Origin of the sequence: Salmonella sp. K21076, assembly GCF_039650795.1 — a bacterium.
Classification (GTDB): Bacteria; Pseudomonadota; Gammaproteobacteria; order Enterobacterales; family Enterobacteriaceae; genus Salmonella; species Salmonella enterica.
This window is the reverse complement of sequence record NZ_JBCLYA010000050.1, coordinates 175,223-189,981: the sequence shown is the minus strand read 5'-3', so window position 1 is coordinate 189,981 and position 14,759 is coordinate 175,223. Positions and strand designations below refer to the sequence as shown.

The window sequence follows — 14,759 nt, the reverse complement described above, 5'->3', positions numbered from 1 at the left end:
GCGCCACCATCAGGCGTTTTGCCGGATGGCGCCACGCTTATCCGGCCTACGGGGTGCATCATGGCAACGCATTTAAATCCACCACAAGAAGCCTCATATATGAAGAATGCGACGTTCTATCTTCTGGACAATGACACCACCGTCAACGGTTTAAGCGCCGTTGAACAACTGGTGTGTGAAATTGCCGCAGAACGTTGGCGCGCTGGCAAGCGCGTGCTGATCGCCTGCGAAGATGAGAAGCAGGCCATTCGGCTGGATGAAGCGCTGTGGGCAAGACCGGCGGAAAGTTTTGTCCCGCACAATCTGGCAGGCGAAGGCCCACGCGGCGGCGCGCCGGTTGAAATCGCCTGGCCGCAAAAACGCAACAGCAGCCCGCGCGATATTTTAATCAGCCTGCGTACAAGCTTTGCAGATTTTGCCACCGCTTTCACAGAAGTGGTAGACTTCGTCCCTTACGAAGAAACTTTGAAACAACTGGCGCGCGAACGCTACAAAGCCTACCGCGTGGCTGGTTTTAACCTGAATACGGCAACCTGGAAATAATGGAAAAGACATATAACCCCCAAGATATCGAACAGCCGCTTTACGAGCACTGGGAAAAGCAGGGCTATTTCAAGCCTAACGGCGACGAAAGCAAAGAGTCCTTCTGCATCATGATCCCGCCGCCGAACGTCACCGGCAGTTTGCATATGGGACATGCTTTCCAGCAAACCATCATGGATACCATGATCCGTTACCAGCGTATGCAGGGTAAAAACACCCTGTGGCAGGTCGGCACCGACCACGCCGGGATCGCAACCCAGATGGTGGTTGAGCGCAAGATTGCCGCTGAAGAAGGTAAAACCCGTCACGACTACGGCCGCGATGCGTTTATCGACAAAATCTGGCAGTGGAAAGCGGAATCCGGCGGCACCATTACCCGTCAGATGCGCCGTCTCGGCAACTCCGTTGACTGGGAGCGCGAGCGCTTCACCATGGACGAAGGCCTTTCCAATGCCGTGAAAGAAGTCTTTGTCCGCCTGTACAAAGAAGACCTGATTTACCGTGGCAAACGCCTGGTGAACTGGGATCCGAAGCTGCGCACCGCCATCTCTGACCTGGAAGTGGAAAACCGCGAGTCCAAAGGCTCGATGTGGCACATCCGCTATCCGCTGGCCGACGGCGCGAAAACCGCAGACGGTAAAGATTACCTGGTCGTCGCCACCACCCGTCCGGAAACCGTACTGGGCGATACCGGCGTGGCCGTGAACCCGGAAGATCCGCGTTATAAGGATCTTATTGGCAAATTCGTTATTCTGCCGCTGGTTAACCGCCGCATTCCGATTGTGGGCGACGAACACGCCGATATGGAAAAAGGTACCGGCTGCGTGAAGATCACCCCGGCGCACGACTTTAACGACTATGAAGTCGGGAAACGTCACGCCCTGCCGATGATCAACATCCTGACCTTTGATGGCGACATTCGCGAAAGCGCGGAAGTGTTCGATACCAAAGGTGAAGAGTCTAACGTTTATTCCAGCGAGATTCCGGCTGAGTTCCAGAAGCTGGAACGCTTTGCTGCCCGTAAGGCCATCGTTGCTGCCGTTGACGCGCTGGGCCTGCTGGAAGAAATTAAACCGCACGATCTGACCGTCCCTTACGGCGACCGTGGCGGCGTAGTTATCGAACCGATGCTGACCGACCAGTGGTACGTCCGTGCAGACGTGCTGGCGAAACCGGCGGTGGAAGCGGTTGAAAACGGCGACATTCAGTTCGTGCCGAAGCAGTACGAAAACATGTACTTCTCCTGGATGCGCGATATTCAGGACTGGTGTATCTCTCGTCAGCTGTGGTGGGGTCACCGTATCCCGGCATGGTATGACAACGACGGCAACGTCTACGTTGGCCGTACCGAAGACGAAGTGCGTCAGGAAAATAACCTCGGTGCCGACGTTCAGCTTCGTCAGGACGAAGACGTTCTTGATACCTGGTTCTCCTCCGCGCTGTGGACCTTCTCCACCCTCGGCTGGCCAGAAAACACCGACGCCCTGCGTCAGTTCCATCCCACCAGCGTGATGGTGTCCGGCTTCGATATCATCTTCTTCTGGATTGCCCGCATGATCATGATGACCATGCACTTCATCAAAGATGAAAACGGCAAGCCGCAGGTGCCGTTCCATACTGTCTACATGACCGGTCTGATTCGCGACGACGAAGGCCAGAAGATGTCCAAATCCAAGGGTAACGTTATCGACCCGCTGGATATGGTGGACGGCATCTCCCTGCCGGAACTGCTGGAGAAACGCACCGGCAACATGATGCAGCCGCAGATGGCGGAGAAAATCCGCAAGCGTACCGAGAAGCAGTTCCCGAACGGCATCGAGCCGCACGGCACCGACGCCCTGCGCTTTACCCTGGCGGCGCTAGCCTCGACCGGCCGCGACATCAACTGGGATATGAAGCGTCTGGAAGGCTACCGTAACTTCTGTAACAAGCTGTGGAACGCCAGCCGCTTTGTGCTGATGAACACTGAAGAGCAGGATTGCGGCTTCAACGGCGGCGAAATGACCCTGTCGCTGGCGGACCGCTGGATCCTGGCGGAATTCAACCAGACCGTTAAAGCCTACCGCGAAGCACTGGATAACTTCCGCTTCGATATCGCCGCAGGCATCCTGTACGAGTTCACCTGGAACCAGTTCTGCGACTGGTATCTGGAGCTGACCAAACCGGTAATGACCGGGGGTTCCGAGTCTGAACTGCGTGGCACCCGCCATACGCTGGTCACCGTGCTGGAAGGTTTGCTGCGTCTGGCGCACCCGATCATTCCGTTCATCACCGAAACCATCTGGCAGCGCGTGAAGGTTATCTGTGGCATTACCGCCGATACCATTATGCTGCAGCCGTTCCCGGAATATAACGCCGCGCAGGTGGATGAAGCCGCGTTGGCCGATACCGAGTGGCTGAAGCAGGCGATCGTTGCCGTACGTAACATTCGTGCGGAAATGAACATCGCCCCGGGCAAACCGCTGGAACTGCTGCTGCGCGGCTGTAGTGAAGAAGCCGTTCGTCGTGTTAACGACAACCGTAGCTTCCTGCTGAACCTGGCGCGTCTGGAAAGCATCACCGTGCTGCCAGCCGATGACAAAGGTCCGGTTTCCATGACCAAAATCATCGACGGTGCCGAACTGCTAATCCCGATGGCGGGCCTCATCAACAAAGAAGATGAGCTGGCGCGTCTGGCGAAAGAAGTGGCGAAAATCGAAGGCGAGATTGCCCGTATCGAAGGCAAACTGTCCAACGAAGGTTTCGTTGCCCGCGCGCCGGAAGCGGTGATCGCCAAAGAGCGTGAGAAGCTGGACGGTTATGCAGAAGCCAAAGCGAAGCTGATTGAGCAGCAGGCGGTTATTAGCGCGCTGTAATCTGAAAGCCTGATGGCGCTTCGCTTACCAGGCCTACACGTTCGCTTATTGACATGGCGCGATCGGTAGGCCGGATAAGGCATTCACGCCACCATCCGACAACATGAATTATGGGCCGACGTAAACGTCGGCCTTTTTACATCAGATAAACGGGAAGTAAGGCATGATGCCACGAGAAATCCACATTAGCGGGCTGTTTTCCAGCGGCTTCTCATCATTGGTTAACTCAAGCGAATCCAGATCGCCCTGGACCTGTGTATTCTGCGCCAGCCAGCTCACCAGCCAAATTTTCAACCACGGATAAGCCAGCCCTAAGGTCACGCCGGAAATCACAAACACCACCAGTAACCGCCACAGCATACCGTGTGCAGTGACAGAGGAATGAAAACGAATCGAATCGTTCGCCAGTGACAAATTGTTTAAAAACAGGTTGCGTAACGCCACATATAAGTAACTGGTTACCACAATAATCGCGAGAAAATAGAGGAAATAACATGCCATTATCTGGCCATAATATTGCAGAATAAGCGCCCCTCCTGCCTGCGCATTCCCCATCATACTCAAAAGAATCATGTCGGTGAACACCGGCGCGATTAGATAACCAATCACGACAGCAAAAGGAAAAAGGGTCAACATTGCCAACACGCACCCTCTGATGCACGTTTTAACATTAACCTGAATCGAGAAACGATGAATGCCAAAGTTTGCGCCATTGCCAAACAAGGTCATCCATTTGCTGTAGGTAATACCGTTAATGACCCCTATCCCAATAATAGCCAGCAAACCGAGAAAAACGATATTGAACACTAAACCGCCGACGGCGATGGTTACCAGTGAGATAATATAAAGAACAATATAAAGCGCCACCATCAGGAGTACCGGAAGAGCGAACATGTACCACCAGGCGCGCCGCATGGAACACTGGAATCCAAAATGTACGCCATTAAGCGAAGTCATCATCGCCTGATACTGTAATCCTTTCACCGCCATAAAAGGAATAATCGCAATTAATAAGCCGAATAGCGTAAAACCGAGACCGGGATGACCGTGTTCAATAAAAGAGAGGCTAACAATATAAATAATAAAAACTAACAACACACTAATAAATAATGCGCCGCCCGTGGCTTTGTAAGCAAAAGGCTGATTGTTTAGCGTCATATTAGTATAAATATAACGTCGACATTTCACCATCGCCCACGGCGCATAGATTCCAAACGTGATACACGTCAACAAGAAATTCACAAGGCAAATAACAAAATACTTTCCGCCCTTGCCTGTAAACACCAACGTGTGATTATGGTTATCTTTACTACTGATAACGTTATTCATGAATCATATCCCTGAATTACAATCTATTAGAATTAATAATAAAAACCAGTAAATTGTTACTGATTTGACTACGATACTATTTTTGTTTAATTTTTCCGCCTTTTATTTTGTCTGATTCAGGATCTCCTTGCGCGTAACTCAAGACGGTGGTATTAAAGTAATCTATAAATAAATTTTAAAAATTGAGCCATATTATGAATAATGTCGCCTCGCCAACGCTCACGGTGCACCGAATCACTACCGCCGACAATGCCGCTATTGCCCGTGTCATCCGTCAGGTTTCAGCGGAATACGGACTTACCGCCGATAAAGGTTATACCGTTGCCGACCCCAATCTGGATGAACTGTATCAGGTTTATAGCCAACCGGGCGCGGCCTACTGGGTGGTAGAGCAAAACGGTTGTGTGGTGGGCGGCGGCGGCGTGGCGCCGTTATCCTGTAGCGAACCAGACATTTGTGAACTGCAAAAAATGTATTTTTTACCGGTAATTCGTGGTCAGGGGCTGGCGAAAAAGCTGGCGCTGATGGCGCTGGATCATGCCCGTGAACAGGGTTTTAAACGCTGCTATCTGGAAACAACGGCTTTTTTACGCGAGGCGATTGCGCTATACGAACGTTTAGGATTTGAACATATTAGCGAACCGCTCGGCTGCACCGGACATGTCGATTGCGAAGTGAGGATGTTAAAGGATCTCTGAAAACCAGGCGTTTATTTATCCTCGCCAGGTATTATTTTTGCTGATATAAGTAATCCCGGAAACATCCTGTTATCCGGGAATCACTTATTATTCAAGGAAGTTATAAATGAAACGCCTATTATCAGCAATTGTTTTCCCCGCTATGTTTATTAGTATCTCTAATGTATATGCATTAGATATACAGCCCGGCGAATGGAAAATGGAAAATATAGAAATGCGCACCATCAATCCAGATACAAAAGAAGTATTAATGGATGAAAAAAATTCGGGCATAGCGACGCTTATGTGTTATACCCCTAAAATGTCTGAAGATTCTAAAAAAATGGTGAAGGGTTTTTCTACCAGTGCAGGCGGTTGCACGACAACATTTGTAGAAAGTACGGATACCAAACTGATCAATGAGACTGTGTGTAATAATCCTGATGTCAAATCGCACTCTATTGTAGAAACGACGAAAATAAGCGATACAGAATTTGCGATGACCATGAAATCGGATGTCGATGCAGGAGGTAATAAAACAACCTCCATCAACAAAATTAAACAAACCTTTGTTGGCAAGACCTGCTCTGAAGCGTCAAAAGGCGTGAAACAGTAACTATTTCAACACAAAAACCCGTAGTGATTGATGCAATAATGGCATTGTTCACGGTCACCTTTCGGGAATATAACACTGAGTGAGTTCTTTTTGCCTGCCGCAGGGCAGGCTTTACTCAGGACAGAATATCATGAAAATGACTTTTCCTGCTCGCCAGCAGCTTGATGCCGGGCGGATGACCACCACAAATTTTGCAGACGGCGACAGCGTAAAAGATAAAAACGCTAATCTTTAATTTTACGCTTTATCCGGCGGCTGGCACGCCGCTATGAAAACGAAACTCGCGGTCTGGCGACAAGATAAGGTCAGCTTCCACGTCGCCAAAATAGCGCACGCGCGCAGAAATGTCCTCGGCGGAAATCTGCTGCGCCAGCGCCAGGTAATCCTGATAATGCCGCGCTTCGGAGCGCAGAAGCGAGAGATAAAACGTCTGTAAATCCTCATCCAGCCAGGGGGCCAGAGCGGCAAAACGTTCGCAGGAGCGGGCTTCGATATACGCCCCGCAAATCAGCTTATCAATTAAGGTGAGCGGTTCGTGCGTGCGTACCGCTTTCAACATTCCTTTTGCGTAGCGGCTGGCGGTGATTTTCACATAAGGAATGTTTCTGGCCTGCATGACCTCGCGTACCTGCCAAAAATGGTGCAACTCCTCTTTAATCAATAACACCATACGGTCGATAAGCTGACGACCCCAGGGGTCATCAGTTTGCGGCATGGCGCTTTTGCTAATCTGTTTATGCAGGGCAACAAAATCCGGCTCCGGCCCCTGACGAAACGCGAACGCCTCGTAAGGTTGCAGCCAGGCGAGCAGCGCGTCGGCGCCCGATTTATCGGCGACATATTTACGCACCAACAGCAACGCGGTTTGCGCAGCCTTCAGTTCGCAGATCAAGTGATCGGTAAGCAGAAGAGGAAGATTTTGCGGATCGCGGGCCTGGACAATCCACGCCTGCGGCGTCGGGCAATGCAGGAAATTAAGCACCGGAGAGAGTATTTGCGGGTAATTCATACGTAACCTGTAAAAAAATACGACAGCAGACGCTGCCGTACCGTCATACTATGCAGCTTTAGTGACGCACGCCGTCGTCATCTTCATCGACATAATCGTCGTCGTCACCCTCTTCGCCATTAGGGTCTTCGAAATAGGTTCCCCAGCCGTCGTATTCGACATCATATTTTTCCGCCAGGTTCATCAGTTGCTCAACCTGAGCGTCGATGAGTTCGGCGTTCAACGCGCACTCGCTGAGGATGTCGCAACAAATAACCGTATCGCCCTCTTCCACTTCCAGCTCTTCCGGCTCCGTCACTTCATAGCCGAGTTTAAAGGCTTCTACCGCGGCTTTTTCCAACGTTTCGAAATCGTCAGCGGAAAGGTGATGCTCGATAGTGTACAGCGCATCCGGATCGCTGCCGTCCTCAAGTAACTCTTCAATAATTAACCGCGTTTCTTCACGCTGCTCTTCCAGTAATTCCGGGTTTGCCATAGCTCGTTCCTCATAGATGTCCTGCCGATACTCTTATTGTCACATACCGCCGACGTTGCCTCCACCTTATCGAGAAAAGTTTTATCAAACAGGGTTGCAAATGAATAATCATCCATATAAAGTGAATTTTAATTCAATGAGAGGCCTAAGCCATGTGAGGGAAGTATGTCTACGTTTTACCAAAAACCTTTTTTAAAGTTACTTGATTTCACCGCCAGTGAACTCACTGCTCTGTTGCAGCTTGCTGCCAAACTGAAAGCCGATAAGAAAAACGGTAAAGAAGAACAAAAGCTGGTGGGTAAAAATATTGCGCTCATCTTCGAAAAAGACTCGACCCGGACACGATGCTCTTTCGAAGTTGCCGCATACGATCAGGGGGCGCGCGTGACGTACCTGGGTTCCAGCGGGAGCCAGATCGGTCATAAGGAGTCCATCAAAGATACTGCCCGCGTCCTGGGCCGGATGTTTGACGGTATTCAGTATCGAGGATATGGCCAGGAGATCGTCGAAACGCTGGCTGAATATTCCGGTGTGCCGGTATGGAACGGTTTAACCGATGAGTATCACCCAACGCAATTACTGGCGGATCTGCTCACCATGCAGGAACATCTGCCGGGTAAAGCCTTTAACGAGATGACGTTGGTCTATGCCGGAGACGCACGCAATAACATGGGTAACTCCATGCTGGAAGCCGCCGCGTTAACAGGATTGGATCTCCGTCTGGTCGCGCCAAAAGCCTGCTGGCCGCAAGCCGCGTTAGTGGCGGAGTGCAGCGCCATGGCGAAAAAGAACGGCGGCGCCATCACCCTGACCGAAGATATTGCCTCGGGCGTAAAAGGCGCGGATTTTATCTATACCGATGTTTGGGTCTCTATGGGCGAACCCAAAGAGAAATGGGCGGAGCGTATTGCCCTGCTGCGTGATTATCAGGTCAACAGCCAGATGATGGCGTTAACCGGCAATCCGCAGGTTAAGTTCCTGCATTGTCTGCCTGCGTTCCATGATGACGAAACCACGCTCGGCAAAAAAATGGCCGAAGAGTACGGTTTACATGGCGGGATGGAAGTGACCGACGAGGTTTTTGAGTCTGCGGCCAGCATTGCCTTTGATGAAGCGGAAAACCGAATGCATACCATCAAAGCGGTAATGGTAGCGACGCTGTCTAAATAATGTCGTTATGATGCCGGATGGCGGTTGGCCTACAAGATCGCAACGTGCAGGCGCCGCCATCCGGCACAAAATATTACGCCATCAGCATTTTCACAACCGCTTTACGTACCCGCGCCGGTTCTCCCACCGCGCACAGGGGCTTATGCACTTCGCCGGGATAAAACACCACAAAGTCACCTTCGTTCAGGACGACGGTTTTCTCGTCGACGCTCGTCGGTAAAAATGCAATGTCTTTATCCGCCAACCAGTCCGTGTGCGGCGTTCCCGCAGGCCGGGTACTGAATGCCATCCCTTCCTGACCTTGTAGCACAATCTGAATATCAAGATAACGGGCGTGATACTCTGCGCTGCGCGATTCGCCCGGCTCCGTCATATTTTCAGAAATCATATAAAACAGCCTGTCGCCGTCAATGTCATACTTACCTGGCGCGGTCGTTGCCGTGACATGCGCGTTGACGTGCTCAATCGCCTGCCGTAACGCCGTCGGCAGCCAGGCCTCCAGATGTTCAATATTGCCAACAATCATCGCATCTCCTTAGTTAAAACAGCGTTTTATTTTTCTCTTTATACGAGAAAAATGGCTGCCATACTACCCTTACTCTCATCGATTTTGCGCCAGCGCATGTTTATCGCCAGCGGTGTTTATATATTGTTAATAGTTCGCCCAACTTTATGCAGTACCTATGCATTAACCTCAGCGGAGCCAAATTGCCATCACTAACAACGCTTTGATATTAAAGGCGTTAACATAAAAACGTTTTAGCGATCACAATTCGCTCTCCCTGCATAAATGACTTCTATATCCATAGTTATTTTTAAATTATTTAAATATCCCCGATAATAAAATCCCCCTCACGCATAGTTATGCAACCCTTAAAAATAATCACTTTATTTTCAAGTGGTTAAGATTTAAATATCATTCAATACAACAAACAAATAATTAACAATAAAAAATAACAAACCATATAGCTGCGTAGTAATTCATTTAATGCCTTATTGTTTTTTGAATTTCTCTGACCCGGCTCATATATTAAGTAAGAAAAATAGCACTCCTTAATTGATGTGAATCTCATCACATTAACAACCCAAATAAAATTCAATCATTGCTCCCGAATTTAACTGAAACGCCGCGACTGCAAGCACGCTAAATATTTGCAGCCACTCCTTCTTTATTCTTGAAATTATGTAAAAGGTATAATGATGGAAAAGCATTTTGTCGGTTCTGAAATCGGTCAATTACGCAGCGTAATGTTGCATCGTCCCAATCTCAGCCTAAAAAGACTTACCCCTTCAAATTGTCAGGAATTACTTTTTGACGATGTATTATCCGTAGAGCGCGCTGGCGAAGAGCATGACATTTTTGCCAACACGCTGCGCCAGCAAGGGATAGAAGTGTTGCTGTTAACCGACCTGCTCACCCAAACACTGGATGTGGCTGACGCTAAAGCCTGGCTACTGGATACGCAAATTTCCGATTATCGCCTTGGGCCCACCTTTGCCGCAGATATTCGCGCCTGGCTGGCGGATATGCCGCACCGTGAACTGGCTCGCCATTTAAGCGGCGGTTTAACTTACGGCGAAATCCCCGCCTCCATAAAAAATATGGTGGTCGATACTCACGATATTAATGACTTTATTATGAAGCCATTACCGAATCACCTATTTACCCGTGACACGTCCTGCTGGATATATAACGGCGTCTCAATTAACCCCATGGCGAAACCTGCACGCCAACGTGAAACGAATAATTTACGTGCTATTTATCGCTGGCATCCACAATTCGCAGACGGTGATTTCATTAAATATTTCGGCGACGAGAACATTAATTACGACCACGCCACTTTAGAGGGCGGCGATGTGCTGGTGATTGGCCGCGGCGCGGTGTTGATCGGTATGTCTGAACGTACTACGCCGCAGGGTGTCGAGTTCCTGGTGCAGGCATTGTTTAAACATCGTCAGGCGGAACGCGTCATTGCCGTTGAACTGCCAAAACATCGCTCCTGCATGCACCTTGACACCGTCATGACCCACATTGATATCGACACCTTCTCTGTCTATCCGGAAGTCGTTCGCCCGGACGTTCAGTGCTGGACGCTGACGCCAGACGGACGCGGCGGTCTGAAACGAACCCAGGAGAGCACGCTGGTTCATGCTCTTGAAACAGCGCTTGGCATCGATCAGGTGCGCTTAATCACCACTGGCGGCGACGCATTTGAAGCTGAGCGCGAACAGTGGAATGACGCCAATAACGTGCTCACCCTGCGTCCCGGCGTGGTGGTGGGCTATGAGCGCAACATCTGGACCAACGAAAAATACGACAAAGCCGGCATTACCGTCCTTCCCATTCCCGGCGATGAACTGGGTCGCGGGCGCGGAGGCGCACGCTGCATGAGCTGTCCACTGGAACGCGATGGTATTTAAAGGAGACGTTATGGAAAACAAACGCACACTGGTCGTCGCGCTGGGCGGCAATGCGCTGCTCAAACGCGGCGAACCGCTGGAGGCTGATATTCAGCGTAAAAATATCGAACTGGCGGCCAGAACCATCGCCCAGCTTACCCGGCAATGGCGCGTAGTGTTAGTGCATGGCAACGGCCCACAGATAGGGCTGCTGGCGCTACAAAATAGCGCCTACGCTAACGTTACGCCCTACCCGCTCGATATTCTCGGTGCGGAAAGCCAGGGCATGATTGGCTACATGCTGCAACAGGCGCTGAAGAATCATCTGCCGGAGCGTGAAATCAGCGTCCTGCTCACCCAGGTCGAAGTCGATGCCAACGACCCGGCATTCCTCAATCCAACCAAATATATCGGCCCCATTTACGACGAAGCGCAGGCCCGTGCGTTACAGGCAGAAAAGGGCTGGGTATTCAAAGCCGACGGTAACGCCTTCCGCCGCGTTGTGCCCTCCTCGCAGCCGAAACGCATTGTGGAAAACGATGCCATCCGCGCGCTGATTAGCCGCGATCACCTGGTTATCTGTAACGGCGGCGGCGGTGTGCCGGTCGTGGAAAAAGCCGATGGCTACCACGGTATCGAGGCGGTGATCGACAAAGATCTGTCCGCCGCCCTGCTTGCCAGCCAAATTCACGCCGACGCGCTGCTCATTCTGACCGATGTCGACGCGGTGTATCTCGACTGGGGCAAACCCACCCAACGCCCGCTGGCGCAGGTTACGCCGGAGCTGCTTCGTGAAATGCAGTTCGACGCCGGTTCGATGGGCCCGAAAGTGACCGCCTGCGCTGAGTTTGTCAGCCATTGCTGCGGCATTGCCGGAATCGGCTCGCTGGCGGATGGGCAAGCCATTCTCGCGGGCGAGAAAGGTACTTTGATTCGGTGTGAAACCGCCGACGTTGACGCATAAGGCTTTTTACCGGATGGCGGCTTCCGCCTTATCCGGCCTACAGAGCGCGCATAACCGTGGGCCGGATAAGCGCAGCGCCATCAGGCAATTCATTTTAACAAGGATATTGTAATGGTTATTTCACTGAAAAATCGTAACTTTTTGAAGCTGCTTGACTACACCCCGGCGGAAATCCAACACCTCATCGATCTGGCTATTGAGCTGAAAGCCGCAAAAAAAGCCGGATGCGAAAAGCAAACACTGATCGGCAAAAACATCGCGCTGATTTTTGAAAAAACCTCTACTCGCACCCGATGCGCGTTTGAAGTCGCCGCGTTCGACCAGGGCGCGCAGGTGACTTATCTCGGCCCAAGCGGCTCGCAGATCGGCCATAAAGAGTCCATGAAAGATACTGCTCGCGTCCTGGGGCGGATGTATGACGGCATCGAATATCGCGGATTTGGTCAACACATTGTGGAAGAGCTGGGGGAATACGCGGGCGTTCCCGTCTGGAACGGCCTGACCGATGAATTTCACCCCACACAGATCCTGGCCGATCTGATGACCATGCTGGAACATGCGCCGGGCAAAACGCTGCCGGAACTGAGCTTCGCCTACCTGGGCGACGCGCGCAACAACATGGGCAATTCGCTGATGGTGGGCGCGGCGAAGATGGGCATGGATATCCGTCTGATAGCGCCAAAGTCCTTCTGGCCTGATGCCGCGCTGGTCGCGCAGTGCCGGGAAATCGCCAGCGTTACCGGCGCTCGTATCACCTTAACGGAGAGCGTTGAAGATGGCGTTCACGGTGTGGATTTCCTCTATACCGACGTCTGGGTCTCGATGGGAGAACCCAAAGAAGCCTGGGCGGAGCGCGTCAGTCTGATGACGCCATATCAGGTCAACCAGCAGGTGGTAAACGCTACCGGTAATCCTGATGTGAAGTTTATGCACTGCCTGCCCGCCTTCCATAACGAGCACACCAAAGTGGGACGCGAAATCGAAATGGCTTACGGCCTGAAAGGACTGGAGGTCACGGAAGAGGTGTTCGAGTCCGCAGGCTCGATGGTCTTCGATGAAGCGGAAAACCGGATGCACACCATCAAAGCGGTCATGGTGGCGACGCTCGGCGACTAATCCCACAGGATATGCGCCCTCGCGGCGCATATCCGTGATATCAGGAGAGAACATCATGGGTAAATTTAAATTTCCCACCGCTTATACCATCCTGTTTATTCTTATTGCCCTGGTCGCGGTGATGACCTGGATTGTGCCGGCGGGAAAATACCAAATGGCGATGAACGCCACGCTGGGAAAAGAGGTGCCGGTGGCGGGAACGTATGCCCCCGTGGACGCGCATCCGCAAGGGATTACCGCTGTTTTACTGGCGCCGATTGACGGCCTCTATAACCACGAAACCTACACCGCCGGCGCCATTGACGTCGCGCTGTTTGTCTTGATTATCGGCGGCTTTCTGGGGGTGGTGAATAAAACGGGGGCGATTGATGCCGGTATTGAACGGGTAACTATCAAACTCAACGGCAAAGATGAGTGGATGATCCCCATTCTGATGGCGCTGTTCGCCGCAGGCGGCACTATCTATGGCATGGCGGAGGAGTCGTTGCCCTTCTACACGCTGCTGGTGCCGGTCATGATGGCGGCCCGCTTCGATCCGTTAGTGGCGACGGCAACCGTACTGCTCGGCGCGGGGATAGGCACGCTCGGTTCGACCATTAATCCTTTCGCCACGGTCATTGCCGCCAACGCCGCCGGCATCCCTTTTACGCAGGGCATGCTGATGCGTGTACTGCTGTTAATTGTCGGCTACGTACTGTGCGTGTTTTGGGTAATGCGCTATGCGCGCAAAGTCCGCGCCCATCCTGAGCTTTCTATCGTGGCGGATAAAATGGCGGAAAACCGCGCCCATTTCCTCGGCAATCGCGCCAATACACTGCTGGAGTTTACGGCTACCCGGAAATGGGTGCTGCTGATCTTCGCCGCCTCTTTCGCGGTGATGATTTACGGCGTGGCGGTTCTCGGCTGGTGGATGGCGGAAATCTCCGGCGTCTTTCTGGCGGCGGCGATTATCGTTGGCGTGATAACGCGGATGGGCGAGGAAGCGTTCACCAGTACCTTTATCGACGGCGCGCGGGATTTGCTCGGCGTGGCGCTAATTATTGGTATCGCGCGCGGCATTGTGGTGGTCATGGATAACGGTATGATTACCCACACCATTTTGCACAGCGCGGAAAGTCTGGTTTCCGGCCTCTCTACCACCATTTTCATAAACGTAACCTACTGGCTGGAAGTATTGCTCTCCTTCCTGGTGCCCTCCTCTTCCGGTCTTGCCGTATTGACGATGCCCATTATGGCGCCGTTAGCGGATTTTGCCCACGTACAGCGGGATTTGGTCGTAACCGCCTACCAGTCGGCCTCCGGGATTGTGAACCTGGTTACGCCCACCTCCGCCGTGGTCATGGGCGGTCTGGCGATCGCGCGGGTTCCCTATGTTCGCTATCTGAAATGGGTCGCGCCGCTGTTGCTGATCCTGACATTGCTGAATATGGCGGTACTGAGCATCGGAGCGATGATGTAACGAGCCAGATGGCGACGCGTCTTATCCGACAGGACTGATAAGCACAGCGCCATCAGGCACGCCGTCACCTTTTTTGATCAGCTTCTCATTTTCCTGCAAAACCGCCCGATTGATCCGCAATCAATGTGACAAATGTGATGAATTTC

12 protein-coding genes and 1 pseudogene are annotated in these 14,759 nt (G+C 51.8%); 9 read left to right on the top strand and 4 right to left on the bottom strand.

What is annotated here, in order from left to right; all coding sequences use genetic code 11:
* Positions 1-99 precede the first annotated feature (99 nt).
* A complete protein-coding gene (gene holC, locus AAYN39_RS19825; RefSeq protein ID WP_001523689.1) occupies positions 100-543 on the top strand; it encodes a DNA polymerase III subunit chi in 444 nt (147 codons plus the stop codon).
* Positions 543-3,398 (top strand): valine--tRNA ligase, encoded by a 2,856-nt coding sequence (locus AAYN39_RS19820; protein WP_000416348.1) that lies wholly within the window; start codon positions 543-545, stop codon positions 3,396-3,398. Before holC ends, AAYN39_RS19820 begins: the two co-directional genes overlap by 1 nt.
* A gap of 141 nt (positions 3,399-3,539) precedes the next feature.
* Here AAYN39_RS19820 and AAYN39_RS19815 read toward each other — a convergent pair whose 3' ends face one another.
* Positions 3,540-4,727: a YjgN family protein gene (locus AAYN39_RS19815; protein WP_001066967.1), complete on the bottom strand. Its 1,188-nt coding sequence runs from the start codon at positions 4,725-4,727 to the stop codon at positions 3,540-3,542.
* Positions 4,728-4,921: 194 nt separating this feature from the next.
* On the opposite strand from AAYN39_RS19815, the gene AAYN39_RS19810 reads away from it, so the two are divergent.
* Positions 4,922-5,425, top strand: coding sequence for a GNAT family N-acetyltransferase (locus AAYN39_RS19810; RefSeq protein ID WP_001681535.1), 504 nt, complete (start codon positions 4,922-4,924; stop codon positions 5,423-5,425).
* Positions 5,426-5,531: 106 nt separating this feature from the next.
* Positions 5,532-6,020, top strand: a complete 489-nt coding sequence (locus AAYN39_RS19805) for a DUF3617 domain-containing protein (RefSeq protein ID WP_000826193.1) — start codon at positions 5,532-5,534, stop codon at positions 6,018-6,020.
* 244 nt (positions 6,021-6,264) lie between these two features.
* Here AAYN39_RS19805 and miaE read toward each other — a convergent pair.
* Positions 6,265-7,076 (bottom strand): annotated as a pseudogene (gene miaE / locus AAYN39_RS19800) (tRNA isopentenyl-2-thiomethyl-A-37 hydroxylase MiaE).
* Between the two features lie 11 nt (positions 7,077-7,087).
* Positions 7,088-7,504, bottom strand: coding sequence for a ribonuclease E inhibitor RraB (rraB, locus tag AAYN39_RS19795; protein WP_000002940.1), 417 nt, complete (start codon positions 7,502-7,504; stop codon positions 7,088-7,090).
* A gap of 165 nt (positions 7,505-7,669) precedes the next feature.
* Between rraB and argF (AAYN39_RS19790) the strand changes: the two genes are divergently transcribed.
* Positions 7,670-8,674 (top strand): ornithine carbamoyltransferase, encoded by a 1,005-nt coding sequence (gene argF, locus AAYN39_RS19790; RefSeq protein ID WP_000103040.1) that lies wholly within the window; start codon positions 7,670-7,672, stop codon positions 8,672-8,674.
* A 73-nt stretch (positions 8,675-8,747) separates the two neighbouring features.
* Here argF (AAYN39_RS19790) and AAYN39_RS19785 read toward each other — a convergent pair whose 3' ends face one another.
* Positions 8,748-9,200, bottom strand: coding sequence for a YhcH/YjgK/YiaL family protein (locus AAYN39_RS19785; RefSeq protein WP_000635207.1), 453 nt, complete (start codon positions 9,198-9,200; stop codon positions 8,748-8,750).
* Between the two features lie 674 nt (positions 9,201-9,874).
* On the opposite strand from AAYN39_RS19785, the gene arcA reads away from it, so the two are divergent.
* The 4 genes from arcA to AAYN39_RS19765 all read left to right on the top strand — a co-directional run bounded on the left by arcA (position 9,875) and on the right by AAYN39_RS19765 (position 14,613).
* Positions 9,875-11,095 (top strand): arginine deiminase, encoded by a 1,221-nt coding sequence (gene arcA / locus AAYN39_RS19780; protein ID WP_000410841.1) that lies wholly within the window; start codon positions 9,875-9,877, stop codon positions 11,093-11,095.
* A 10-nt stretch (positions 11,096-11,105) separates the two neighbouring features.
* The gene (gene arcC / locus AAYN39_RS19775) at positions 11,106-12,038 is read left to right on the top strand and encodes a carbamate kinase (RefSeq protein WP_000428744.1); all 933 of its coding nucleotides are present in this window, start codon (positions 11,106-11,108) and stop codon (positions 12,036-12,038) included.
* 111 nt (positions 12,039-12,149) lie between these two features.
* On the top strand, positions 12,150-13,154 hold the full coding sequence (gene argF, locus AAYN39_RS19770; protein WP_000237033.1) for an ornithine carbamoyltransferase: 1,005 nt from the start codon (positions 12,150-12,152) through the stop codon (positions 13,152-13,154).
* Between the two features lie 55 nt (positions 13,155-13,209).
* Complete coding sequence (locus AAYN39_RS19765) at positions 13,210-14,613, top strand: YfcC family protein (RefSeq protein WP_000514432.1); 1,404 nt, start codon at positions 13,210-13,212, stop codon at positions 14,611-14,613.
* Positions 14,614-14,759 lie beyond the last annotated feature (146 nt).